Origin of the sequence: Enterobacter cloacae complex sp. P18RS, from assembly GCF_014982105.1 — a bacterium.
In the GTDB taxonomy this organism is placed as follows: domain Bacteria; phylum Pseudomonadota; class Gammaproteobacteria; order Enterobacterales; family Enterobacteriaceae; genus Enterobacter; species Enterobacter hormaechei_C.
Genome location: NZ_JADCKV010000016.1, coordinates 111006 through 137075, shown reverse-complemented (window position 1 = coordinate 137075; position 26070 = coordinate 111006). Strand labels below are relative to the sequence as shown.

The following is a 26070-nucleotide window of genomic DNA, read 5'->3' as shown; positions in this document are numbered from 1 at the left end:
TGCAGGCCGGAAAGGCAGAAAATTGGTTTGCCGTGCTAACTGCGGATGACATACACTAGCCACGACGTTAACTATTTGTAAACAGGAAGATATCTATGTCACAACTCGTTCATTTCCAGGGCAACCCGGTTGCTGTTGCAGGTTCCATCCCACAGTCTGGCAGCAAAGCACAGCCTTTTACTCTGGTGGCTAAAGATCTGTCTGACGTCACGCTGAGCCAGTTTGCTGGCAAACGTAAAGTCCTGAACATTTTCCCAAGCATCGATACTGGCGTTTGTGCTGCATCAGTGCGTAAATTCAACCAGCTGGCGACCGAAATGGACAACACCGTAGTGCTGTGCATTTCTGCTGACCTGCCGTTTGCCCAGTCCCGCTTCTGCGGCGCTGAAGGCCTGAGCAACGTCATCACCCTTTCCACTCTGCGCAGCCCGGATTTCCTGGAAAAATACGGTGTTGCCATTTCCGAAGGCGCGCTGAAAGGTCTGGCTGCTCGTGCGGTGCTGGTGATCGACGAAAACGACAACGTTGTTTTCAGTGAGCTGGTTAACGAAATCACTACCGAACCGGATTACACCGCTGCACTTGAGGCGCTTAAAGCCTAAACGTAAAAAAGCCTCTGCAAAGAGGCTTTTTTATTTATTCGTCACCCTTCTTCTGATTTAACCCATACTCGCGCAGCTTATTCGCAATTGCGGTATGTGACACCCCAAGACGTTTAGCCAGCTTGCGCGTGCTCGGATAGCTGCGATAAAGCTGCGTTAACACCGAACGCTCGAAACGGCTGGTGATGTCATCCAGCGAGCCTTCCATTGCCTCTTCGCCTACCGAGACCGTCCCGGCATCGTAATCCGGCAACAGAATATCCTGAGGGCGCAGTTCATACCCTTCAAGCTGAGTTAATGCGCGATAGACCGCATTTTTAAGCTGACGAATATTGCCCGGCCAGCCGTAACGCGTCAGCACGGTGCCCAGGTCGGCAGAGAGCTTCGGACGCGGCACGCCCTGCTCGTCGGCAAAACGGGCCACGAACAGTTCTGTCAACGGCATGATGTCCTGCGGGCAATCACGCAGCGGCGGTATATTGAGCGTCAGAACGTTGAGACGATAGTAGAGATCTTCGCGGAATACCCCTTTCTGCACCAGCTCCACCAGGTTTTTCTGGGTGGCGCAGATGACGCGCACGTCCACGTGCACTTCATGATCTTCCCCCACACGGCGGAACGTGCCGTCATTGAGAAAACGCAGCAGTTTCGCCTGCATGCGTGGCGACATTTCGCCAATCTCGTCCAGCAGCACCGAGCCGCCATTCGCCTGTTCAAAGAAGCCTTTTTTACCTTCCGGCGCATGCCCGAACAGCTCACTTTCAACGGCATCTTCAGGAATAGACGCGCAGTTCAGCGCCAGATACGGTTTTGACGCACGCGGGCTGGCCATGTGCACAGCATGCGCCAGCAGATCTTTCCCCGTACCGGTATCCCCGGTAATCAGCAGCGGTGCCGTAAGATTTGCCAGCTTGCGCGCCTGGTCGATTACATGACGCATCTTCGGGCTCACCGCAATAATCTGGCTGAATGCGCCGACGTCCTGGCTGGAAAGATTCTGTAACTGGCGTCCCATGCGCACCGTGGAGCGCAGCATGATCACCGCGCCGGTGAGCACCCGCGCGGCATTTTCCCCTTTCAGGTAGACCGGCGTGATCTCCATCAGGAAATTCTGTCCGTTGATAACGACATGCTCGCTATGGGTATTTTGCGGGTTGCTGTCCAGCCAGCGCTGGAAATTAAAACCGGTAATCAGTTGCGTGGCGTGGTGCCCGATAAGTTTTTCCTGAGTCTGCGCAAACAGCTGGCAGCTGGCCTGGTTAACGCGCTCGACTTTATTTTTCAGATCGAGAGAGAGAAACGGCTCCGGCATTGCTTCCAGCAGCGCGCTCAGCGCAAGATGTTCCCGCTCGGACGGCATCCAGGGGATGGTGCGTACATCCGTAACGCCAGCGATACGGCGGATTTCCGCCATCAGGCTACTGAAGGTATTAAATTCAATTTCGGCAAAATTGAGGTAAATTCGCCCGACAGGGTCGATCTCTATGCCACGTAAATCAATGCTACGTAAAACAAGAAGATCGAGTAACTCGCGGGTCAGACCGAGACGGTCCTCACAAAAGACTTCCAGACGCATGGGAAATTCACCGTTTAAGCCAATAACAGTAAAATGATATGTCAGATCACGGTATTCGGGAAGGTGGCTGTCAACAAATATTGACAGCCCGCACGATTAGTAAACAAAACCTCACTGAGCAGGTTTTTTATTAAGCGTCTCTTTAAGCTGGCCAATCAATTCGCGACGGAAATCCCCCAGCCGCGGCTTATCGCCATCGATCCAGGGGAGTGGACGACAAACCTCCATCGCTTTGATACCCAGGCGTGCCGTCAGCAGACCGGCACCAATCCCCTGCGCCGCCCGGGCAGAGAGACGCGCCGCAAGATCCTGCGACATCCAGTCCATCCCGACCTCCCGCACCAGTTCGCTTGCCCCGGCGAAGGCGATATTCAGCAATACCAGTTTGAACAGGCGCAGCCGGCTGTAATAACCAAGCTCGATGCCATACAGTCTGGCGATGCGGTTGATCAGGCGCAGGTTGCGCCAGGCGATAAAGGCCATGTCCACCATCGCCAGCGGACTGACGGCGATCATCAGGGTAGATTCCGCCGCCGAGCGGCTGATCTCACGACGAGCCTGCGCATCCAGCACCGGCTGAACAATGTGGGCATAGAGCGTGACCACTTCCTGGTCATTCTGGGTTTCGTGGATCGCCGCATACCAGCGCTGAAGCGCCGGGTGAGAGTGATCAATCCCGGCCTTAGCCGCAAGCTTTTCACAAAAAGCACGCCCTTTTCCTGTGCCGTGACTGTGCAGCAGATCCCGCGCTTCATCGCGTTCGTGGGCACGCTGACGCAAACGCCATAGGCGACGCCACTCGGTAACGACCGAGCCAACGCCCGCACCAACAATCAACGCCCCGGCGGCGCATCCCCCCAGCGCCACCCAGTCCTGCGTTTGCCAGGCATTGACGCCCCACTGCACGCCCTGACCGATTACGCTCACACCAAAAAGGGCTAACCCGGCGGTCACCATCTTGCGCCACAGGCTGCGTTTCGGGCGCAGTGCCGCATCAACCACCGCTTCCGCCTGCCCCTCTTCAGCCAACGGCTCGTCTGCCAGCACGGGAGCAAAGTTGTCGGCCTGCGGCCCGCTGAAGGTTTGCGCCGTTTTAAACGCCTCATGCGGGGTCTGCTCAAGCTGGCCGGTAAAATCAATGCGTGGTTTTAACGGTTCCGTCATCGCAATTTATCTCCAATTAAAAACTCCAGCGCGGCATCCAGACGGATATGCGGCAATGGCTGGTCAACGTTCATACTCTGCGGACGGAAGGCTTCGAACTGAAAACCCTGGCTTTGCCAGAAAGCCTGGCCCGGCAGACGCGCCGGAACTTCCCCCGGATAGACCGTGAGCGGCGCACCGTCGCTGAGACGGTTGCCCCGCAGGGCCGGAATTTTCTCGCCATTCAGGTCAATCAACCCACTCTGCGTAGCCTGTACGGACGCCAGCCCCAGACAATCCATACTGATCCCTTCGAAGGCCGCATTCTGCCAGGCATCCTGCACCAGCTGTTGCAGCAGGGATACCATGTTGGCGTGCTGATCGACCGTCACATGGTCAGCTTTTGTGGCGGCAAACAGCAGCTTGTCGATGACCGGCGAGAACAAACGGCGAAACAGCGTACGCTGGCCATAATGAAAGCTTTGCATCAGCTGCGTCAGCGCCAGCCGCATATCATTGAACGCCTGCGGCCCGCTGTTGAGCGGTTGCAGGCAGTCCACCAGCACGATCTGGCGGTCAAAGCGTAAAAAGTGATTTTTATAAAAGCCCTTAACCACCTTCTCACAGTAATAATTGTATCGCTCGCGGAGCATACCGGCGTTGGTGGTCTTGTCCGCCTGCGCCAGTTTCGATTCACCGATGCTGTCAACGTCCGGCCACGGGAAAAACTGTAGCGCGGGAGCACCGGCTAAATCACCCGGCAGAACAAAGCGGCCCGGCTGAATAAAATGCAACCCCTCCTGCTTGCACTGATGCAGGTAATCCGTCCAGGCTTCGGCTATGACGGCCAGACGGTTTTCATCCGCCGGTGCCAGCGGATCCAGTCCTTCGCAAAGCTGGCGCCATTTGGTCGACCACTCTGCCCGCTGCCCCTGCAACAGACCGGTCATCTGTCGGGACCAGCTCAGGTAATCCTGCGCCAGCATCGGTAAATCGAGCAGCCATTCTCCCGGGTAATCCACAATTTCGAGATAGAGCGTGGACGTTTCTTTGAAGTGACGCATCAGGGATTCATTCGAGCGGAAACGAAGCGCAAGACGGATTTCGCTCACGCCACGCGTCGGGGTGGGCCAGGCGGGAGGCTCCCCGTATAACTGCGCCAGACCTTCATCATAGGTGAAACGGGGTATGCCAAAATCACGTTGCGGTACGCGTTTCACCCCAAGCAACCGCTCCTCGCGCACTGCGCTAAGCAGTGGCAGGCGCGCCCCTGCATGCAGGTTCAACAGCTGATTGACCATCGCCGTAATGAATGCTGTCTTACCGCTGCGGCTCAGCCCCGTCACGGCAAGACGCAGATGGCGATCAACGCCACGGTTCACCAGAGAATTGAATTCGTTTTTAAGTCGCTTCATCGCCGTCCTTCATTGCCTGGAACCCTGAAAAAAGTCACTTCAGAATACAGTAAATTGGGGCAGATCGTTGATTATCAATTCTTAATTATTGCTATTGCCGTTTTCTCTCCAGTAAGATGGGCGCAATTGCTGTCCGTCTGGAGTGAGTAAGGTGTATGTCACCCACCATCTATGATATTGCCCGCGTTGCTGGCGTTTCGAAATCAACCGTGTCGCGCGTTCTGAATAAGCAAACGAATATTTCTCCTGAAGCGCGCGAAAAGGTGTTGAAGGCGATAGAAGAATTAAATTATCAACCGAATAAACTTGCCCGCGCACTCACCTCTTCTGGCTTCGACGCCATTATGGTTATTTCGACCCGTTCAACCAAAACCACCGCAGGCAATCCGTTTTTCTCTGATGTACTACATGCCATTACGGCAAAAGCAGAAGAAGAGGGTTTTGATGTTATTTTACAAACGTCCAAAAGCAGCGAAGATGATCTGCAAAAATGCGTAGGTAAAATAAAGCAGAAGATGATCAAGGGGATCATCATGCTAAGCTCGCCGGCGAACGAGTCTTTTTTCGCGACGCTGGACGAATATGGCGTGCCCGTGGTCGTTATTGGTAAAGTGGAAGGCAATTACCAGAATATCTATTCTGTCGACACGGATAATTTCCGCGACAGCGCCATATTAACTGACTCATTTATCAATCATGGTCGCACTAAAATTGCCTGCCTGCATGCCCCGCTCGATTATCACGTTTCTATCGATCGCCTGGCGGGCTATAAATCGAGCCTTGAGAAGCAGGGTATTGCAATTAACCCGGACTGGGTTATTGATGGCGGATACACCCATGAAAGCGCGCTTCAGGCGGCCTGTCAGCTACTCTCTTCAGACAACCCGCCCGATGCGGTTTTTGCGACGGACAGCATGAAATTGCTGAGTCTTTATCGTGCCGCGGATGCGCTAAACCTGACGATCCCCGAACAGGTCGCAATGGCAGGATACAGCGACCCAATGCTATCTCTCATTTTAACCCCTGCGCCTGGCGGCTTTGATATCCCCACCAGAAAGCTGGGCGAAGAGAGCTGCGATGTGTTGTTCAGGTGCATAGCGGGTAAACCTGCCCCGCATAAGATATTGGTTGAAACGCATTTTTCAGATGCGGCTTCATTACGCTAAAAACCAGGGGCAAACGCCCCTGGTGAAGTGTTATCAAAACGCGTAATTCACGCCGATACCGGCATAGTGGAAGCGGTCACTTTCCCCTTCGTCATGGTTTTCCCATTCGTAGGCATATTCCAGCGTCATGGATAAACCATTGTTAAAATCATAGGCGTACAGCATACCCAAACGGTTGAAATCATGTCCTTCACGCTCAGGATCGTCTTGCCAGTCCCAGTTTGACCAGCGATCGAGTCCCAGACGGGTATAAGGCGTTAGCGTCGTCTGACCCAATGAAATCGGCAGATAGGCGCGAATTTCCTGAGTGGAGAATTCACCGTTATTACGTGAACCGTCCATATTAAAACCGCGCTCTAAATAGTAATTAACTTTTGCCGAGACCGTTTCGTTAATTGTCCAGGTAAAACCGGTTTCGGTCTCGACGCGGCTGTCAGAATAGCCGGTTTTTTCCAGATCGTTGGCAAACTGATACATGGCAAACCAGCCGCCAAAACGCCAGTCGTCGGTTAGTTTAATATCCCAGTCAGGCTGAACTTTGTAGCGCTGCATATTAGCACTACCGTCTTTAGCACCATGCTCATCCTTAAAGTGATAGCCATAATTACGGAAGCCACCGGTCAGGCCGAACGTAAAATCATCGGTGCCGATAAAACGATAGCGTAATTCTACTTCAGGACGATCGAAATAGGTGCCGCGCGTCATGCTACTGTAATCGACCGGCCCTTCCTGATACATAGCCAGCGAAATGGTCCAGGCATCCCATGTGGCATTAAACCACACGGAGGGTTCATATAATCCATCTTTATCGTCAGCCTGACCTTCTACGTTTTCAATTTCATACATGGCGCCAATATTAAATTCCCACTGTTTGGCTGATTCTGTTGCTTGCGCGCAGCTCACCCCTGCGCACAGGACGAGCGCAGCACTTCTTAGTAGAGTACTCATTAAAATATTCCTTTATAATTAACACACAAAAAACCGGAAACTTTCATTTCCGGCGAACACCTTTCTTATCTAATAGCTGTTTCAGTATCAGCATCGAAGAAATGGCACTTATTCATATCGAACTGGATGCCGATATTCTCTCCGGCAACGTAATCATCCGCCGCTCCCGCACGGACAACCAGTTCATGCCCACCCACGGTGGCATAAAGCATAAATTCAGCCCCGGTCAGCTCAGCAACGCTGATCTTCGCCGTGATGTTTTCACCGCTTCGCTGTGCGGTGAGAATGTCTTCCGGACGGATCCCAAAGACGACCGCTTTACGCTGGTAACCTTGCGCATTAAGTACGGCCAGAATGTCCTCCGGGATCTCCAGACGCAGCGTTTCGGTCACAAAGTAGCGGCCGTCGATCGCGCCACGAATGAAGTTCATCGCCGGTGAGCCAATAAACCCTGCAACGAACATATTCGCCGGCTCGTTGTATACCTGCTTCGGCGCGCCCACCTGCTGAATGATGCCGTCCTTTAAAATCACGATGCGTGTCGCCATCGTCATGGCTTCCGTCTGATCGTGCGTCACGTAAATCATGGTTGTATTAAGCTTCTGGTGCAGCTTGCTGATTTCAGCGCGCATCTGCACACGAAGTTTGGCATCGAGATTGGATAAAGGCTCATCCATCAGGAAGACCCCCGCTTCGCGCACTATCGCCCTGCCTAACGCCACGCGCTGGCGCTGACCGCCGGACAACGCACCAGGTTTACGCTGGAGATAGTCGCGCAAGCCCAGGATCTGTGCCGCCCAGGTAACGCGTTCTTCAATGACGGAGGGCGCAATTTTTTGCATTTTCAGGCCAAACGCCATGTTGTCGTAGACCGTCATATGCGGATAGAGCGCATAGTTCTGGAAGACCATCGCGATATCACGGGACTTGGCGGGAACATCATTCATGCAAACCCCGTCAATAATCAGTTCACCCGCGCTGATCTCCTCAAGGCCGGCAATCATTCGCAGCGTCGTGGATTTCCCACAGCCCGATGGACCGACGAAGACAATAAATTCTTTGTCTTCAATTTCGAGGTTGAAATCCTTCACCACGTGGACCTGGTTATCATAGATTTTCTGAATGTGTTTCAGAGACAGTTGAGCCATTATTAATTCCTTATCAATACGCCCGGGATGCCCAGAACGCCGTCAGGCCTTCCCAGGTCAGTTCCTGCGTTGAATGAAGTTGTAATCCCGCATGGTTCAGGCCAGGCCCAATCCCGACCGACAGCATTCCTGCGGCGTTAATCGCATCTACTCCTGCGGCGGCATCTTCGATACCAATGGCCTCTTCAGGACGCACGTTCAGTCCTTTACAGGCCGCAAGGAAGATTTCCGGGTCCGGCTTTGAGCGGCAAATGCGCGAAGCATCGGCGCAAAAATCGAAAGCCTGATGAATACCCAACGCGTGCAAAATCCCAAGAGCATTAAGCGATACGGATGCCAGGCCAATTTTGACCTTCGCGGCGCGAATATCCGCCAGCACGTCGCGAATACCCGGCAGCAGCGAATCCTGCGTCAGTGATGCCAGCGACTGGACGTAAAGCGCGTTTTTTTTCGTCGCCAGCGCCAGGCGCTGCTCGTCACTGAACATCCCCTCTTTCCCGCCATGTATCAGAATGCGCTGGAGGGAGTCCATACGGCTTATTCCCTTCAGCTGTTCGTTAAATACTTCGTCGAAGGTGATACCAATCTCCTCCGCCACGGCGCGCCAGGCCAGAAAGTGAAGATGTGCGGTATCGGTGATCACCCCGTCCAGATCGAATACAACAGCGTTAAGCGTCATGGCGCCCCTCCGTGGTAGCGGTCCCATTAACAGATGCAAGAAAGTCCTTATGCGCGCAGACCTTTCGCCCTGATACGTGCAGCGTTTTACCCCACAGCGTCAACGTGACAGGTGCGGTGGTTTCGATGGTTAACTGGCCATCTTCACAGGTAATGTGCATCGTTGCGTCCCGCCACCGCAGCGGAAAGGCGAGTTTCTGCCAGTGAACAGGCAGCTTCGGCGCAAGATGCAGCTCCCCTTCGCTAATGTGCAGGCCAGCAAATCCCTGAATGGCGCCCAACCAGATCGCACCGGTGGCGGCGGCATGAATACCATCATCGCTGCTGTGCGGGTCGTCTCCCAGGTCAATGGCGATACCATCGCGCCAGAAGGCATACGCCCCCTCGGTGTCACCGCAGCGTGCGAGCACAATGCCGTGAATGGCTTTACTCAGGGATGAATCATGGATCGTGCGTGGCTCGTAGAACGCCAGATTGGCGGCACATTGCTGCGGCGTAAACCGTTCCGGCAGCAGGTAGTTAAGCATCACCACGTCGGCCTGCTTCAGGATCTGCATCTCGTTCACTTCCGCGCGAGAGTAATCAAGCAGAATGGTTTGCTTACCCGCTTTGGCTTTATAGCGGCTCAGATCGATGGCAGGTTTTGCCATGAAGGTATCATCCTGCCGGATCACACCCTCTGCGTCGGCCTCTGGCAGCCACAGGCGCGCCAGAAACGTCCCGGCATTCTCCGTAAAACGCGCATCTTCACGCCCAAACATCGCCATAAACTGACGCGCGCAGGCAACGTTGTGCCAGGCCAGATAGTTGGTGTAGGCGTTGTTGTTGACATGCTCGGTGTATTCATCCGGTCCGATTACGTCATGGATCTCAAGACGACCATTAATTTCCGTCGCGCGTCCCATCCAGAACGAAGCGGTTTCCATCAGCAGCGTCAGGCCCTCATTGCGCATAAAGGCATCGTCGTGTGTTGCCTGCCAGTAAGCGACAACGGCACAGGCAATATCTGCCACGATGTGATGTTCAGCGAGTGCGGAGGCGACCTTCTGGCGAACCCCGGTGCGGATGTTAATGGCCGCGAATTCTGGCGTCTCTTCCTGTCCGCTGGCGGCGCTTTCCCACGGGAACAACGCGCCCGGCCAACCGTTACGGCGTGCTTTTTCACGCGCGCCCGAAAGATTGAGCCAGCGATAGCGCAGCAGACTGCGGGCAATCTGTGGACGGGTAAACAGATGGAACGGCAGCAGGAAAATTTCGGTATCCCAGAAGACGTGTCCCTTATACCCCTCACCCGTCAGCCCTTTAGCCGCAATACTGCTTCGCTCATCATGAGCAGGCGTCATTGTCGTCAGATGCCAGACGGCGTAATCCAGCGCCAGCTGATCCTGCTGTTCTGCACAAGTCACTTCCACCCGAGCATCACGCCAGACCGCTTCCCAGGCGTACGCTGAGCTCTCAAGCAACGTATCGTAGCCTCTTGCCGCGCAGACTTTGAGATCGGCCAGCGCGTTGCGGGCGAAAGACTCCTGCGAGAGCGATTTATCGCAGCGATGCGTCAGCCAGACAATTTTTTCAAGCGTGACAGCGTCACCTTGCAAGATAGTCAGAGAATGATGAACGCTGAGGCGACGATTTTTGGCAGTGAAACAGCTATCGCTCTTAGCGGAGAGCTGACAAAACGCCGAAACAACAACTTCAGACGCCCGGTCCTGCGTTTCATACACACCTTGCATGTAGTGCTGGTCAAAGACCCTTACCGAGATTTCATCCAGATGCTGCCTGCCGCTGTTCGTTTGTGTCGCATCTATGCCGGTTTTCAGCACGGCCTGAGCGGCGCCATCAAGCGGTGTGATCGAGAGCTGCATTGCCACTAAGGGCAACTGGTCCAGCGAAACAAAACGACGGCTTTCCAGGCGATAGCGTTTTCCGTCCGGCGAACGCCAGACAACGTTACGATGCAGTTCGCCGTTAGCAAAGGCCAGCTCGCGTTGCCACTCAAGAATTTCGCCTGAAAGGAGCGTGAAATTGACGCCGTTCAGCTCAACTTCAATCCCGGTGACATCCGGCAGATTGATCAGCTCAGTGGTTTCATTGCGTCCCGCGCGATGATACAACCCCGCGAGGTACATGCCTCTGGTCTGCTGGGTGTAATCTTCTTCATGCGTGGCGCGAATGCCCATGTAGCCATTGCCGCAGGCCATAATGGACGCGTACTTATTCAGGCTATGCGGGCAAAAGCCCGGATCGGTTAATACAGACTGGTTCAGCATAACGTCACGCTTTCCCCTGTTTCCGCGGCTTCATATAACGCCGCGACTAATTGCTGGATCACCAGCCCCTGCTCCGCATCGGCAATCATGACCGGCTCGCCCATTACGTGGCGAACAAACGCGTCCATACTGCGCAGATGTCTCCGATCGTCAGCTTCTTCACGCTGGGTCAGCGTCTGCAAAACACCGGCTTCGTCGTTATAAATGTGTGCCGGGAACAGCGTTGCACCCGCCTTCTCACCGCAGAAAGAGACGTTCATGATCGACTGCTCGCGGATATTAAGCGCAAAAGAGGTGTCCAGACGCAGAATGCCACCGTTGCAGAACTCAATCGTGCCAAACAGGGCATCTTCCACGGTAAACTGCGCAGGATCCCATTCGCCAAACTGGCCGGTGTGTTTCCGGTTCCCCAGTCTCTGGAAGCTGTGCGCGGTTACCCGCTTCACGGCCGGGAAGCCCAGCACATACATCGCGGCATCCAGCATATGAATGCCGATATCGATCAGCGGCCCGCCGCCCTGAAGCGATTTATTGGTGAACACGCCCCACCCCGGCACACCGCAACGACGCAGCGCCTGCGCGGAGGTGAAGTAAATTTCACCGAGCGTTCCGTTCATAACCGCATCGCGCAGGAGCTGGGTATCCAGGGCGAAGCGATGGTGAAAATCGTACGCGAGGACTTTTCCGGCCTTGCGCGCCGCCAAACGCATCTCATCCGCCTGGTGCGGCGTCATCGCCGGCGGCTTTTCACACATCACATGACAGCCTGCTTCGAGAGCCGCCATCACATGTTCAAAATGGAACCGGTTAGGCGAACAGACGCTCACCACATCCGGTTTTACTTCCTGCAACATCTCGTGAGCGTCCTGCCATGCCGATGGAATAGCATAACGTTCCGCAAACGCCTGTGCCTGCTCAAGGTGGCTGTCCATGACAGCCACCATTTGAACATCACTGCGCGTGGCGTAATACGAGGCATGCACTTTGTCTGCAACCTGCCCGGCGCCAATGATGGCGACGCGCAGAGGCAAAGGTGTAGAAGCACTCATCACGCTCGTCATCCTTAGCATTCACGCAAGTAAGTGAGAGAGTCCTTATAGGCCTGAGCCGGATCGTCGGCACGCACCCGGCACTCGTACACGACATAACCCTGATAGTTATCGGCACGCAGCTGATCGAACAGGCTGGCGAAATCGAGGCTGCCGCTGCCCGGCTGATAGCGGTGGTTGTCAGCAATGTGCACATGACCCAGCAGGTCGCGGTTGTGATGCAGCGCTTCCGTCAGGGAGTCTTCTTCAATATTCATGTGGTAGAAATCACCGATGATCTGCACGTGCTTCAGGCCGTTCTCTTCGATATAACGACGCGCATCGGCCAGGGTGTTGATCATATGATCCTGATAGCGGTTCAGCGGCTCCAGGTAGACGGTAGTACCGGTGCGCGCTGCCACCTCATCCAGCCAGCGCAGGGAAGCGCTGACCGCTTTGCGATCGCCGTCCAGGCTACGTGGCGAAGTCATTGGCGGCAGACGGAAAGTAAACATCCCCCAGGCAGCCGGAACGATAATCCCCTTTCCGCCCACTTCTGCCAGCGCTTCCAGAATGCGTTCAATCTGCTGTAGACCGTTCAGGCGGCGTTCTTCGATAAAATCCCCGATCCAGCCATCGTATCCGCCACAGGCCGTCGTGACCGGCAGGCCGGTGGCTTTGATAGCCGCTTTTACTTCGTCGAGGTTTTCCACCAGCAGCCGGCCATCAATTTCGTAGCCATCAAATCCCATCGCTTTGATGTATTCGAATTTTTCCATGATAGCGGTCGGGAAAAAGGCCTGGTTTTGTGTTGCGATTTTCATGATTTGCTGTCCTTAGCTTAAAAAGTGACGCCCATTTTGATACTGAGTTCCGGGTGCTGATCGACATACTTCATATAGCTTTCCGGGCTGGTGGTGAAGGTGACGACCGGGTCGATCAGATCTTCGCAATTGAGATAACCGTTCATCAGCAATTCCCAGCAGGTCTCTTCAATACGCTTGCGGCTCCAGCGCGGATAATCCGGGTTGGGTTCACTGCATGCGCGGGAGAAGACAATTTTGGCGTTGTTGAAGTGTGCCTCGCGACCAAGGTTGAAGCCCGCCGCAAACGGCTTGGCGAAGGCCACGTAGGAGATTGTTCCTCCGTAGGCGAGACCGCGCAGCGCAGATTGCAGCGCATCTGCAAATCCGCTGGTTTCGATGATCACATCCGCGCCCTGCTTGCCGGTCAGTTTCTTAATTTCCAGACCGACATCGGTACCGATTGGGTTCAGGCAGTGGTCTGCACCGTGACGGCGGGCGATCTCACAGCGATGTTCGATAGGATCGACACCAATAACCACTGACGCGCCGGCTTTTTTCGCCAGCTGAATCGCAATCTGACCAATCGCGCCCAACCCCACAACCACGACGAAATCCCCTACGCGGACGTTAGCATCACGCACGCCGCTCATGGCGAACTGCGCCGGATCGTAACAAACGGCGTTTTTCCAGGATGCGCCCTGCGGCATTTTGCGCAGCTTATAGTTGTTCACCGCGTTAACAATGACCGTTTCCTGCAACGGGCCGTAGCAGCAGACGCTGTCGCCGATCTGGTATTCCGTCACGTCCGCACCACATTCGATGATGTCGCCGACGATCATGTTCCCCAGCTGGAATTTACCAAATTCGATACCGCGCGCTGCACCTTCTTCACGCGGGGTAAACATCTGCCACTCCGCGTTGAACTCTTCATCGATGAACGGGCTTGCCGCGCGGAAATCCACGACTTCAGTACCGTGTTTCGGGGCGCCATAACGGGCACGAATCTTCACCTCGTGTGCTGCAACAGGACGATCTTCGTATTCCACCAGCGCCGCTACACGAGGCGCTGTCGCAACTAATTTTTTCATGACTGACTCCTTGTTAAAATCGGCCGCCTCAGCCCTTCACGCCGCCGGCGGTCAAACCACTTTTAATGAAACGTTCAGACAGGGCATACATAATGACGACCGGAAGTGCCGTTACCAGCGATGCAGCCATCATGCGACCCCAGATGTAATCTGGCGTACTGAAGAGCGTGTTCAGCCCGACCGGCAACGTGAAGTTGCTGGCGCTGGACAGGAAAATGGAGGCGAACAGATAGTCATTCCACGCCACCATGAAGCAGTAGACAAAGACCGACACCAGACCCGAGATCGCCAGCGGCACGGTGATGCGGAAGATGATTTGCAGGCGGTTCAGGCCGTCCATCATCGCGGCTTCTTCGATTTCGTCCGGGATGGTGTCGAAATAGCTGCGCAGCATAAAGACCGCGGTAGGCAACGTCTGCGTCACCATGGTGATGATCAGCGCCAGTTCGGTGTCATAAATGCCGAGCGCGGTGATGATTTTGAACAGCGGCACCACCAGCAGGATCCCGGAGAACATATAGACGGTGTAGAAGCTCGCATTGATCGTCGTGCGCCCTTTAAAGCGCAATTTGGATAACGCATACGCGCCCAGCGTGCCGAGAAACACCGCAATGACCGAGGAGGTCAGCGACACCACCATGCTGTTACGAAAGTAATCCACAAACGGGAAAATCAGCGGGTTAAAGATGTCGATGTAGTGCTGTAGCGTCCACTCCTGCGGCAGAATGGTCGGGTGCAGCGAGATCGCCTCTTTCGCGCTTTTGAACGACGTCATCAACATCACAAAAAATGGAAACAGCGTGATAATCAGAAATAGCGCCAGTCCCAGATAAAAACCGATACGGCCCAGAACGCGTTTATTTGTTGCCATTGAGGTTTACCCTTTTTCTGGTCAGCAGAATGACAGCGAAGATGATCACAAACAGCACAACGGAAATGGCGGCTGCTTTACCCAGGTCATTGAACGCAAAGGCGGTTTTGTAGAGATATACGCCCAGAATGTCGACCTTGGTGGTGAGCAGATAAACATCCGCAAACATGTAGAACATCCAGATGGTTCGCAGCGTGACCACCGTGGCCAGCACCGGCATGATGGCGGGCAACGTCACGATACGAAAACGCTGCCAGGCATTTGCTCCGTCCATCTCTGCCGCTTCGTACAATGATTTATCAATGGTCTGTAAAATCGCGAGGAACGAGATAAAGGCGTACGGGAAGTAACGCCAGATGGCGAACAGCACAACCAGGACAAAACTGCTGCCAGGATTATCGAACCACAGCGGCGCCTGATCGTAGAGATGCAGCAGATCAACGCCCAGATAGTTCACAATCCCGTAGCCGTTGTTGAACATGTATTTCCAGGCAAATACCAGTGAAATAGACGGCGTCACGTAGGACAGAATCACCAGTGAACGTGCCGTTTTCCGCATGCGGAATTCACGGTTAAAGAAGATCGCTACGGCCAGTCCCAGCCCGGTGCTGCCGAGCACGACCAGCGCCGTATACCAGAACGTCATCCACAGGGAGTGCCAGAACGCAGCATCGCCCAGAATGCGAATGTAGTTATCCAGGCCGACGAACACCGCATCAATACGCGGGTTCAGCGGTAAACGTAAAAAACTGATTTCAATGTTGGAAATCATTGGCCAGGCCACCAGGCACCCCAGCAAAATCAGGCTGGGGGCCAACAGCAGCATGGCGAAAGGCATATCTGAACGACCAGAAAACAACGTCTTCATAATTCCCTTCGCAAAGCGCTCCTATCGTTGTGATATCAGGTCAGTCAGTTTCTTCTGGCTGTTGCTTAACGTCGCACTGAGATCTTTTTGTCCCACCGTCACGTTATGCACCATGGAACTGATAATGCCGGACCCGGTAACATCTCCCATGCGGGTAAAGTTTTTGTCGCCTACGGCGCCAAATACCTGGACGTTCGGGAACTGCGCAATCAGCTCGTAAGGCAGCTGACCAAAGGCTTTGATCACGTCGTTGTTTTTCCAGCTCTCAGTGCCCACCACGTGTTTGTTCACCGGCAGCGCCGCGCCAGGGGACATCATCACCCAGTCAGACGCGTTTTGAGCCTGCTCCATCCAGGTCACAAATTTTTCTGCCGCCTGCGTTTCCTCTTCGGTCTGGCCGGTCGTGATCGTCAACGAGGTGATCATGCCGTACACGGCTGATGATTTTTCCGTCGGGACCACGAACCCCAGGTTGGCCGGATTGCCATCTTTGTAGACCGCGGGCAGGATATAGGTGGAGTAAACGGCCATAGGCGCAGAGCCGTTCATGAAGGCGTCTTTGATCTCCATGACATCATTCGAGCCCGGCATGGTGTTCGCGGCCAGTGCCCGATAAAACGCCAGCGCTTTCGACATTTCAGGGGTATCGATTTTCACGTTGCCGTTTGCATCAAAGACGTTGGCTCCGCCTGACAACGCAAACTGCGAGAAGGCCTGCTCCGTCATGACGCTTTCTGCGGTTGGAAGCGCGATACCGTAATGTTTTTTCGCCGGATCGTTGAGCGCCTGACTGGCTTTCAGCAGTTGCTCCCAGTTGTGCGGTTCTTCGATTCCCGCTGCCGCGAGCGCATCTTTGTGATACCAGACGCCGGACAGCCACGCGCTAACCGGCACCCCCGTCCATGCCTTGCCGTCTTCGGTGCGAACAACGCGTAAAATACCGTCGTAAAAGGTATCTTCACCGACGGCTTTAATCGCGTTGCCGATCGCGTCACGGTCCAGCAGTTGCTCTTTATCCATGACTTTGGCGTAGTCATGGCTGACTTCAATCACTTCCGGCAGCGCGCCGGTACGGGCCAACGTAATGACCTTGGTGTTATAGGCATCTTCCTCAACGGGGACCTGTTTCACCGTAATAGTCGGGTTTTCTTTCTCGAATTTTTCGATCAGTTTCGTAATAACTGCCTGACGCTCCTGTTCTACCGACGAGTGCATAAACTCAATGGTGACCTGAGATGCTTTATCGTCCTTACAGCCTGATAACAGGGCGCACGAAACCAGTGCTGATAACAGCACAATTTTGGGCATTTTCATTTTAGGGTCCTTTTTAGTTTTCTTTAATCCACATTACCTGCCATGGATTGAGGGTCAGTTCCGTACCGCTAATATCTTGTCCTGAGAGTAATTCCCTACCAAAGAGCGATTGTCCATAAACGGTCTGCACTTTATTGCTAAAATTAAATAATGCTGTAATTCGCTCGCCATTTTCAGCAACACGAACAATTTTAAGAATATGTTCACCGATTGCGTCAAAAATAGCCTGACTATCCGGATGGAACGTACGCTCGCCGCGACGAACAGCAATAAGCTCACTCAAACGAGAATAAATCTGATAACGTATACTCTTATTATTATTAAGCTCCCGATCAACCTGACCTGCGGTGTATTTCTTCCTGTTTATCGCGCGGTTATATCCGAGACGTTCGACACCTTCATAATCGTTACGCGAACCAAGAATGCTTTGAATATATACAGCCGGTACGCCAGGAAAACTTAACAACACAGCATGCGCCAGGATGAACCGCGCAATGCGCTCATCATCTGAGCTGTCTCGCAAACTCAACGCATCAAGATAGGTGACATTAATTTCATAGGGGCTTCGCGTTCCGTCGGGATTATTTTTCCAGTTGACCAGTGCGCCTTCCTGCTGAAGCTTATCGACCAGCGAGAGGATCTCTGATTCCGGAAGGATGCCGCGTAATGGGTTCAATCCGATACCATCATGTGAAGCCAGGAAATTAAACCAGGTGGTGTAAGTTGAAGGCAGCGCCAGCGAGCCCGCCCACCGGCACAGGGCTTTAACATCCTGACGATGAACGGCGTGCAGCACCAGCGGTGGTAAGGAAAACTGATAGACCATCTGGGCTTCATTTTCACCATCACCGAAGTAAGAGATATTGTCTTTGTGGGGAACATTTGTCTCAGTGATGATCACCGTTCCAGGCGCCACGGCGTCCGTAATGGCGCGGAACAACTGGATAAGGCAATGGGTTTGTTCAAGATGGATACAGGTGGTTCCCGGGATCTTCCACATAAACCCGACCGCATCCAGACGGATATAACGCGCCCCTTCCATGAGGTAATGGAGCAGAACGTCAACCATGGCAATCAGCACCTGCGGCGAGGCGAAATTGAGATCGATCTGGTCATCGCTGAATGTGGTCCACAGATGACGAACGCTGCCATCATTAAGCGTGAACGGCGTCAGCAGCGGTAATGCGCGGGGACGCGTCACCGCCGATAAATCGGTTTCGGGATCGACAGAAATAAAGAAATCTTCGTAGCCCGGCTTCTGCGCCAGATAATTAGCAAACCATTCGCTTTTCGCTGACATATGGTTGCAAACGAAGTCAAACATTAAGCTGGCAGACTGTTTTAATTCCGCGACATCTCGCCAGGTTCCGGTTTCAGGTGCAACTTCGTGATAATCAATAACGGAAAATCCATCATCCGACGACCACGGATAAAACGGTAACAGATGGACATGAGAAAACGTGCGAGAAAGCCATTCATTATAGAAACGGGTAAATACCGGCAACGCTTTCTCCCCTTTCGCGGAGAACTGATCGGCATAGGTAATCAGCACAACGTCTTTTTCATCCCAGCCTGACTTACGCTTTTCCGTAATATTAACCGCCGCCTTTTCAAGCTTAGTTAATAACACGTTAAGGTGTGCATCTGAAAATGATTCACCGTAAATATGATTGATAAGTTTTTTAATTTTTGCGTTCACATTATTTTCCATGGTAGCGGTCCCACGGATTGGCAATCTACTCCCATGTAAAATATCTGTCAACGGACCCGGGGGCAGAAAGCGGCAATCTCAGCGCAGCGCAACGCATTATTGTGAGCTGCCGCAAAGAAAGCAGAAAAGCATAAGAAACGCAGAAGGGAAAGTCATGCCCCTTCTCTGGGCGAGAAAGGGCTTATGCGGGAGGAACTAGCGTGACAGGTAGCGCCGGGAAACGCGTTTTGCCAGCTTCTGTAACAACGGCTCCAGAGCGACCGCCAGCATCATTCTGACCGGCTTGCGGGCAACAGACTTGATCGCCCAACCCGCTACACCGGCCGGGCCATAACGTAACGCCGTCATCAGAACCAGTTTACCTGCGATTTTCAGGCCGGGTTTTACCTTTTGACCGGCCTGTTGCCAGTTTTGTTTCATGTAAGTTCTCTCTTAAAGCTGACGAAAACGACTTCTCAGCGTAAAGGTATCGGAGGTGACATAACGTTCCATCTCGCGCAATCGCTTCTCCCCTGCGCTCAGCTGTTCATCCACCACGTTCAGGAGATCGCTGCTGGTTGGCGTGTTCTCCGCATCCAGCTCACCTTCCGGCATAGGATCGAGTACAAACGACAGAATGATGTATGCCACAAGCGTAATAAAGGCCAGGCCGAAGAAAATCGACAATACAGTGACCACACGCACCAGTTTTACCGGAACATCCAGATAGTGCGCCAGCCCGGCGCAAACACCCCGAACCATGCCCTGCTGTGGGATCCGCCACAGTTTTTTATTCAGATTCAGTCCAGCCATTACCGTTCCCTCCAGTTCGGGTGTTCCGCGTCCAGGATCGCTTCCAGCGCCTGAATACGTTCGCGCATTTTATTTGCCTCGGCAGAGAGCTGCGCCAGCCGCTGTTGTTCACTCTGCGACAGCTCACCGCGTGAAGAGCGGTTGCTGTAGTGCAGCCATAACCAGATGGGCAGAACAAACAGCACGAAAATGGTCAGGGGTATAGCCAGAAAAAGCGCGCTCATGTGTACTCCTTGTCTTACGATGCGGCACGCTCAGGTGCCGCAGGAATTATTATTGGTTGTCTTGTTTCATTTTGGCTTTCAGCGCAGCCAGTTGCTCGCTAATTTCATCATCGGCTTTCAGGTCAGCAAACTGCTGATCGAGGGATTTCTGTTTACCGATGCTGTGGCTCTCGGCTTCCGCTTCCATGTGGTCGATACGACGTTCAAACGATTCGAAACGGGCCATCGCTTCATCCAGCTTGCCGCTGTCCAGCTGGCGACGAACGTCGCGGGACGAGCTTGCAGCCTGGTGGCGCAGCGCCAGCGCCTGTTGACGTGCACGGGTTTCGCTGAGTTTGTTTTCAAGCTCACCAATCTCTTTCTTCATACGCGCCAGAGTATCATCCACCAGCGTCACTTCGTGTTCCAGCGTGGCAACCATGTCGGTCAGCTTCTGCTTCTCAATCAGCGCAGCGCGAGCCAGATCTTCTTTATCTTTACGCAGCGCCAGTTCCGCTTTTTCCTGCCATTCGTTAAGCTGGGCAGTTGCCTGCTCGATACGACGCGTTAACTGCTTTTTCTCTGCCAGCGCGCGGGCGGAGGTGGAGCGTACTTCAACCAGCGTGTCTTCCATCTCCTGAATCATCAGGCGCACCAGCTTCTGCGGATCTTCCGCTTTCTCCAGCAGCGAGTTGATGTTGGCGTTCACGATGTCGGCAAAACGAGAAAAAATACCCATAATTCAATCCTCATAGTTCTGTTATCGGGCGATGCCCTGCTGAGTAGTTAATACAAATCCCATGCCAACTTTTTATCTTATTGATTTTACTGAGTGTGATTGATATTTATCCAGCCAGCGGCTATTCTCACCTGGTGAATATCACTAAGGAGTGGTTAATTTCATCATGGCTGAATATAAAGATAATTTGCTTGGCGAGGCCAACAGCTTCCTGGAAGTGCTTGAACAGGTATCGCGCCTCGCGCCACTGAATAAACCGGTGCTGATTATCGGTGAGCGCGGAACGGGTAAAGAACTTATCGCTAACCGCCTGCACTTTCTGTCTGGCCGCTGGGACGGCCCTTTTATTTCCCTTAACTGCGCGGCGCTGAATGAAAACCTGCTCGACACCGAGCTGTTTGGTCATGAAGCTGGCGCCTTCACCGGCGCACAAAAACGCCATCCCGGACGCTTTGAGCGCGCCGATGGCGGAACGCTCTTTCTCGACGAGCTGGCGACCGCGCCGATGCTGGTGCAGGAAAAGCTGCTGCGCGTCATTGAGTACGGTGAACTGGAACGCGTTGGCGGCAGTCAGCCCCTCCAGGTCAACGTTCGCCTGGTATGTGCCACCAACGCCGACCTGCCCGCGATGGTGGCTGAGGACAAATTCCGCGCCGACCTGCTGGACAGGCTGGCTTTCGATGTTGTACAGCTGCCGCCGCTGCGGGAGCGGCGCAGCGATATCATGCTGCTGGCCGATCAATTTGCCATTCAGATGTGCCGGGAACTGGGTCTGCCTCTCTTTCCGGGCTTCAGTGAACGGGCCACCGGGACCCTGCTCGGTTACCACTGGCCGGGCAATATTCGTGAACTGAAAAACGTGGTGGAACGGTCCGTTTACCGGCATGGCAGCAGCGAGACCGAACTGGACAACATTATTCTCGATCCGTTTCGGCGCGAGGATAAACAGCTCCCTGCTCCGGCGACGCGCCAGCAGGCTCCGGCGTTGCCGCTCGATTTACGCCAGTTCCAGCATCAGCAGGAGCAACAGCTGCTTGAGCAGAGCCTGAAAGAGGCGAAATATAATCAGAAACGGGCGGCTGAACTGCTGGGCCTGACCTACCATCAGTTAAGGGCATTGCTCAAAAAACATCAAATGCGCTGACATTATCAGCACTTACCCCCAGACATTTTTACGAAGCAGGCGTAAGTGCGATACACTTTGCAGATCGAATCTAAAAACCTTAAAAACTATGCGCCTGGTTTTATCGTCCCTGTTTGCACTCGGTTTGTTCAGCAATCTGGCCTTTGCTGCGCCCGATCGCGCTGTGCCTCCAGATATCCGTGATAGTGGTTTCGTCTACTGCGTCAGCGGGCAAGTTGATATTTTTAATCCGCAAAAAGCGGGGAGTGGCCTGATTGTCGATACGCTGGCCGCACAGCTCTACGATCGCCTGCTCGACGTCGATCCTTATACCTATCGGCTGGTTCCGGAGCTTGCTGAAAGTTGGGAAGTGCTTGATAACGGTGCCACATACCGCTTTCGTCTACGCGATGATGTCGCATTTCAGCACACCCCGTGGTTTACCCCAACCCGTAAGCTCAACGCGGATGACGTGGTTTTCACCTTCCAGCGCATATTCAACCGCAATCATCCGTGGCATAACGTTAATGGCGGGAACTTCCCCTATTTCGACAGTCTGCAATTCGCGGACTCGGTCAAAAGCGTTCGCAAACTGGATAACCGTACGGTTGAGTTTCGTCTGAATCGCCCGGATGCCTCCTTCCTCTGGCATCTGGCGACGCACTACGCCTCGGTCATGTCAGCCGAATACGCGGATCAGCTGACGAAAAAAGATCGTCAGGAACGTCTCGATCGTGAGCCTGTAGGCACCGGTCCGTTCCAGTTAGCAGAGTACCGCGCCGGACAATACATTCGCCTGCAACGCCACGATCGTTTCTGGCGCGGCAAGCCGCTGATGCCGCAGGTTATTGTTGATCTGGGTTCAGGTGGAACAGGCCGACTCTCCAAACTGCTGACCGGCGAGTGCGACGTGCTTGCCTGGCCTGCGGCCAGCCAGTTGACCATTTTGCGCGACGACCCACGCCTGCGCCTGACCCTGCGCCCAGGCATGAACATCGCTTATCTGGCGTTTAACACCGATAAGCCGCCGCTGAATAATCCGGCCGTGCGCCATGCGCTGGCGTTAGCGATCAACAATCAGCGTCTGATGCAGTCGATTTACTACGGTACCGCTGAAACCGCCGCCTCTATTCTTCCGCGCGCCTCCTGGGCCTATGACGGCGAGGCGAAGATTACGGAATATAATCCGGCGAAAGCGCGCGAACAGCTTAAAGCGCTGGGGGCAGAAAACCTGACGCTACAGCTGTGGGTGCCCACCAGCTCTCAGGCGTGGAACCCCAGCCCGCTGAAAACGGCTGAGCTGTTGCAGGCTGATATGGCGCAGGTGGGCGTTAAGGTGATCATCGTGCCTGTCGAAGGCCGTTTCCAGGAGGCGCGTCTGATGGACATGAATCACGACTTAACGCTGGCTGGCTGGTCCACCGACAGTAACGACCCGGACAGCTTCTTCCGTCCGCTGCTGAGCTGTGCGGCAATCAACTCCCAGACCAACTACGCCCACTGGTGTAACCGGGAATTTGATGCCGTGCTGCAAAAAGCGCTGGCGTCTCAACAGCTTGCCTCACGCATTGAGGCCTACGATGAAGCGCAAAATATTCTGGCCAGAGAACTTCCCGTGTTGCCACTTGCCTCTTCCCTGCGCCTCCAGGCCTACCGTTACGATATTAAAGGGCTGGTACTCAGCCCGTTTGGTAACGCCTCCTTCGCGGGCGTGACCCGTGAGAAAGAACAAGAGGTGAAGAAACCATGATTATATTTACCTTGCGTCGGCTGCTGTTACTGCTGGTGACCCTGTTCTTCCTGACCTTTGTCGGCTTTAGCCTGAGCTACTTTACGCCGCACGCCCCGCTTCAGGGCTCATCTCTCTGGGACGCCTGGCTGTTCTGGTTTAATGGCCTGCTGCACTGGGATTTTGGCGTGTCCAGCATCAACGGACAGCTCATCTCCGAACAGCTGAAAGTGGTTTTCCCGGCCACCATGGAGCTGTGTATACTTGCCTTTGGCTTTGCCCTCATGGTGGGGATCCCGGTGGGAATGCTGGCGGGAATTTATCGTAATAAATGGCAGGATAAATTTATTAGCGCGCTTGCCTTAATTGGCTTTTCCATCCCTGTTTTCTGGCTGGCGCTGCTGCTTACCCTCTTCTTCTCACTGACGTTAGGCTGGCTGCCGGTATCTGGCCGTTTTGACCTGCTGTATAACGTGCAAACGGTTAGCGGCTTCGCCATCGTTGACGCCTGGCTTTCTGATTCAGTCTGGCGCGACGAAATGATCGTGAGTGCGCTGCGCCACATGGTGCTGCCGGTGCTTACGCTGGCCGTCGCGCCGACGACCGAAGTGATCCGCCTGATGCGCATCAGCACTATCGACGTCTTCGATCAAAACTATGTGAAAGCCGCCGCCACGCGCGGACTGTCTCGCCTGACGATTTTACGTCGCCATGTGCTGCACAATGCGTTGCCCCCCGTAATCCCACGTCTTGGGCTGCAATTCTCAACCATGCTGACGCTGGCAATGATCACCGAGATGGTTTTCAGCTGGCCGGGCCTTGGGCGCTGGATGATCAACGCCATTCGCCAGCAGGATTACGCGGCGATCTCCGCCGGCGTGATGGTGATTGGCTCGCTGGTCATTATTGTTAACGTTATTTCCGATATTTTGGGTGCCATGGCCAACCCATTGAAGCATAAGGAATGGTATGCCTTACGATAACGTCTACAGCGAAAAGCGCACGCCCGGTGCGCTACGCACCGTGTGGCGTAATTTTTACGGCGACACCACGGCGATGATCGGCTTTTACGGCTGCATTGGCCTCGTGTTGCTGTGCGTTTTGGGTTCGTGGTTTGCGCCGTATGGCATCGATCAGCAGTTCCTTGGCTATCAGCTTTTACCGCCGTCGTGGTCGCGCTACGGGGAGGTTTCGTTCTTCCTGGGGACTGACGATCTCGGACGCGACGTGCTAAGTCGTTTGCTGAGCGGCGCCGCACCTACGGTAGGCGGCGCGTTCGTGGTCACCCTGGCTGCCGCGATCTGCGGCCTGGCGCTGGGCATTTTTGCCGGCTCAACCCACGGGCTGCGGTCGGCCGTGCTTAACCATATTCTTGATACCCTGCTCTCTATTCCTTCGCTGCTGCTGGCGATTATCGTCGTGGCCTTCGCGGGGCCGCACCTCACCCATGCGATGTTCGCCGTCTGGCTGGCCATTCTGCCGCGCATGGTGCGCTCGGTTTACAGCCTGGTTCACGACGAGCTGGAGAAAGAGTATGTCGTCGCCGCCCGTCTGGATGGCGCCACCACGTTTAATATTTTGTGGTTTGCCGTGCTGCCTAACATTGCCGCCGGGCTGGTGACGGAGATCACCCGCGCCCTGTCGATGGCGATTCTGGATATCGCAGCGCTGGGCTTCCTGGACCTGGGCGCGCAGCTCCCCTCCCCGGAATGGGGCGCCATGCTCGGCGATGCGCTGGAGCTGATTTACGTTGCGCCGTGGACGGTCATGCTGCCGGGCGCGGCCATCATGGTGAGCGTGCTGCTCGTTAACCTGCTGGGCGACGGGATCCGCCGCGCAATCAATGCGGGGGTGCAATAATGCCGTTACTCGATATCCGCAACCTCACGATAGAAATTAAAACGGGCGAAGGCTGGGTGAAGGCCGTGGATCGCATCAGTATTACGCTCGCTGAGGGCGAAATCCGCGGGCTGGTGGGCGAATCGGGTTCCGGGAAAAGTCTGATCGCCAAGGCCATTTGCGGCGTGGCGAAAGACAACTGGCGGGTGACCGCCGACCGTATGCGTTTCGACGACATCGATCTGTTGCGTCTCTCCCCGCGCGAACGCCGTAAACTGGTGGGCCATAACGTCTCGATGATTTTCCAGGAGCCGCAATCCTGTCTCGACCCGTCCGAGCGCGTCGGGAAACAGCTGATGCAGAACATTCCCGGCTGGACCTATAAAGGCCGCTGGTGGCAACGTTTCGGCTGGCGTAAACGCCGTGCCATTGAGCTGTTGCACCGTGTCGGGATCAAAGACCATAAAGACGCGATGCGCAGTTTCCCCTACGAACTGACCGACGGTGAATGCCAGAAAGTGATGATTGCCATCGCCCTGGCGAATCAGCCGCGTCTGCTGATTGCGGACGAACCAACGAACGCGATGGAGCCAACCACCCAGGCCCAGATTTTCCGCCTGCTCACGCGTCTGAACCAGAATAACAACACCACCATTTTGTTGATCAGCCACGACCTGCAAATGCTGAGCAAGTGGGCGGATAAAATTGACGTAATGTATTGCGGCCAGACGGTAGAAACCGCGCCAAGCGAGGACCTGGTGACGACGCCGCATCATCCCTACACGCAGGCGCTGATCAGGGCGATCCCGGACTTTGGCAGCGCGATGCCGCACAAAAGCCGGCTGAATACACTGCCTGGCGCGATACCGCTGCTGGAATCGCTGCCCATTGGCTGCCGTCTGGGTCCGCGTTGCCCGTATGCTCAGCGCAAATGCATTGAAACACCGCGCCTGACAGGGCCGAAAAACCATCTGTTTGCCTGTCATTTCCCGCTGAACATGGAGAGAGAGTGA

The 26070-nt window shown here is 54.5% G+C and carries 25 protein-coding genes; 7 read left to right on the top strand and 18 right to left on the bottom strand.

Going from position 1 to position 26070, the window contains the following annotated elements; translation table 11 throughout:
* Positions 1-95 precede the first annotated feature (95 nt).
* Positions 96-602, top strand: coding sequence for a thiol peroxidase (tpx, locus tag INF61_RS12800; RefSeq protein WP_003856889.1), 507 nt, complete (start codon positions 96-98; stop codon positions 600-602).
* 34 nt (positions 603-636) lie between these two features.
* On the opposite strand, the gene tyrR is transcribed toward tpx, so the two are convergent.
* The 3 genes from tyrR to INF61_RS12785 all read right to left on the bottom strand — a co-directional run bounded on the left by tyrR (position 637) and on the right by INF61_RS12785 (position 4736).
* Positions 637-2178, bottom strand: a complete 1542-nt coding sequence (gene tyrR / locus INF61_RS12795; RefSeq protein ID WP_193547801.1) for a transcriptional regulator TyrR — start codon at positions 2176-2178, stop codon at positions 637-639.
* 111 nt (positions 2179-2289) lie between these two features.
* Positions 2290-3342, bottom strand: a complete 1053-nt coding sequence (locus INF61_RS12790; protein WP_063134644.1) for a YcjF family protein — start codon at positions 3340-3342, stop codon at positions 2290-2292.
* Complete coding sequence (locus INF61_RS12785; RefSeq protein ID WP_023296695.1) at positions 3339-4736, bottom strand: YcjX family protein; 1398 nt, start codon at positions 4734-4736, stop codon at positions 3339-3341. Before INF61_RS12785 ends, INF61_RS12790 begins: the two co-directional genes overlap by 4 nt.
* A gap of 155 nt (positions 4737-4891) precedes the next feature.
* Here INF61_RS12785 and INF61_RS12780 point away from each other — a divergent pair, with 155 nt between their 5' ends.
* Complete coding sequence (locus tag INF61_RS12780; protein WP_023303820.1) at positions 4892-5902, top strand: LacI family DNA-binding transcriptional regulator; 1011 nt, start codon at positions 4892-4894, stop codon at positions 5900-5902.
* 33 nt (positions 5903-5935) lie between these two features.
* Here INF61_RS12780 and INF61_RS12775 read toward each other — a convergent pair whose 3' ends face one another.
* The 15 genes from INF61_RS12775 to pspA all read right to left on the bottom strand — a co-directional run bounded on the left by INF61_RS12775 (position 5936) and on the right by pspA (position 20366).
* Positions 5936-6850, bottom strand: a complete 915-nt coding sequence (locus INF61_RS12775) for an OmpG family monomeric porin (protein ID WP_023303821.1) — start codon at positions 6848-6850, stop codon at positions 5936-5938.
* Positions 6851-6915: 65 nt separating this feature from the next.
* A complete protein-coding gene (locus INF61_RS12770) occupies positions 6916-7998 on the bottom strand; it encodes an ABC transporter ATP-binding protein (RefSeq protein WP_063413252.1) in 1083 nt (360 codons plus the stop codon).
* 13 nt (positions 7999-8011) lie between these two features.
* The gene (pgmB, locus tag INF61_RS12765; protein ID WP_193547800.1) at positions 8012-8677 is read right to left on the bottom strand and encodes a beta-phosphoglucomutase; all 666 of its coding nucleotides are present in this window, start codon (positions 8675-8677) and stop codon (positions 8012-8014) included.
* Entirely contained in the window at positions 8667-10946 is a 2280-nt protein-coding gene (locus tag INF61_RS12760) for a glycoside hydrolase family 65 protein (protein WP_193547799.1), read from the bottom strand. The genes pgmB and INF61_RS12760 overlap by 11 nt, the downstream gene beginning before the upstream one ends.
* A complete protein-coding gene (locus INF61_RS12755; RefSeq protein WP_101731572.1) occupies positions 10940-11998 on the bottom strand; it encodes a Gfo/Idh/MocA family protein in 1059 nt (352 codons plus the stop codon). Before INF61_RS12755 ends, INF61_RS12760 begins: the two co-directional genes overlap by 7 nt.
* 11 nt (positions 11999-12009) lie before the next feature.
* A complete protein-coding gene (locus INF61_RS12750) occupies positions 12010-12798 on the bottom strand; it encodes a sugar phosphate isomerase/epimerase (protein WP_017383087.1) in 789 nt (262 codons plus the stop codon).
* Between the two features lie 17 nt (positions 12799-12815).
* Positions 12816-13868, bottom strand: a complete 1053-nt coding sequence (locus INF61_RS12745; protein WP_015570403.1) for a zinc-binding alcohol dehydrogenase — start codon at positions 13866-13868, stop codon at positions 12816-12818.
* 28 nt (positions 13869-13896) lie between these two features.
* Positions 13897-14739: a carbohydrate ABC transporter permease gene (locus tag INF61_RS12740; protein ID WP_015570402.1), complete on the bottom strand. Its 843-nt coding sequence runs from the start codon at positions 14737-14739 to the stop codon at positions 13897-13899.
* Entirely contained in the window at positions 14726-15607 is an 882-nt protein-coding gene (locus INF61_RS12735; protein ID WP_033486867.1) for a carbohydrate ABC transporter permease, read from the bottom strand. Before INF61_RS12735 ends, INF61_RS12740 begins: the two co-directional genes overlap by 14 nt.
* A 21-nt stretch (positions 15608-15628) precedes the next feature.
* A complete protein-coding gene (locus INF61_RS12730; RefSeq protein ID WP_193547798.1) occupies positions 15629-16921 on the bottom strand; it encodes an ABC transporter substrate-binding protein in 1293 nt (430 codons plus the stop codon).
* Positions 16922-16934: 13 nt separating this feature from the next.
* The gene (locus INF61_RS12725) at positions 16935-18632 is read right to left on the bottom strand and encodes a sugar phosphorylase (RefSeq protein ID WP_193547797.1); all 1698 of its coding nucleotides are present in this window, start codon (positions 18630-18632) and stop codon (positions 16935-16937) included.
* Between the two features lie 195 nt (positions 18633-18827).
* Complete coding sequence (pspD, locus tag INF61_RS12720; protein WP_003856857.1) at positions 18828-19052, bottom strand: phage shock protein PspD; 225 nt, start codon at positions 19050-19052, stop codon at positions 18828-18830.
* A 12-nt stretch (positions 19053-19064) separates the two neighbouring features.
* Entirely contained in the window at positions 19065-19424 is a 360-nt protein-coding gene (gene pspC / locus INF61_RS12715; RefSeq protein ID WP_039270628.1) for an envelope stress response membrane protein PspC, read from the bottom strand.
* Positions 19424-19648 carry an envelope stress response membrane protein PspB gene (gene pspB / locus INF61_RS12710; RefSeq protein ID WP_003856853.1) on the bottom strand — a complete coding sequence of 75 codons (225 nt, stop codon included), beginning with the start codon at positions 19646-19648 and terminating at the stop codon, positions 19424-19426. The genes pspC and pspB overlap by 1 nt, the downstream gene beginning before the upstream one ends.
* A 49-nt stretch (positions 19649-19697) precedes the next feature.
* A complete protein-coding gene (gene pspA / locus INF61_RS12705; protein ID WP_193547796.1) occupies positions 19698-20366 on the bottom strand; it encodes a phage shock protein PspA in 669 nt (222 codons plus the stop codon).
* 151 nt (positions 20367-20517) lie between these two features.
* On the opposite strand from pspA, the gene pspF reads away from it, so the two are divergent.
* The 5 genes from pspF (at position 20518) to sapD (ending at position 26070) form a co-directional block, all read left to right on the top strand.
* On the top strand, positions 20518-21510 hold the full coding sequence (gene pspF, locus INF61_RS12700) for a phage shock protein operon transcriptional activator (RefSeq protein WP_163358567.1): 993 nt from the start codon (positions 20518-20520) through the stop codon (positions 21508-21510).
* Between the two features lie 88 nt (positions 21511-21598).
* Complete coding sequence (gene sapA / locus INF61_RS12695; RefSeq protein WP_017383082.1) at positions 21599-23239, top strand: ABC transporter substrate-binding protein SapA; 1641 nt, start codon at positions 21599-21601, stop codon at positions 23237-23239.
* Entirely contained in the window at positions 23236-24201 is a 966-nt protein-coding gene (sapB, locus tag INF61_RS12690; protein ID WP_017383081.1) for a putrescine export ABC transporter permease SapB, read from the top strand. Before sapA ends, sapB begins: the two co-directional genes overlap by 4 nt.
* On the top strand, positions 24188-25078 hold the full coding sequence (gene sapC, locus INF61_RS12685; RefSeq protein ID WP_003856843.1) for a putrescine export ABC transporter permease SapC: 891 nt from the start codon (positions 24188-24190) through the stop codon (positions 25076-25078). The genes sapB and sapC overlap by 14 nt, the downstream gene beginning before the upstream one ends.
* Positions 25078-26070: a putrescine export ABC transporter ATP-binding protein SapD gene (gene sapD, locus INF61_RS12680; RefSeq protein WP_003856840.1), complete on the top strand. Its 993-nt coding sequence runs from the start codon at positions 25078-25080 to the stop codon at positions 26068-26070. Before sapC ends, sapD begins: the two co-directional genes overlap by 1 nt.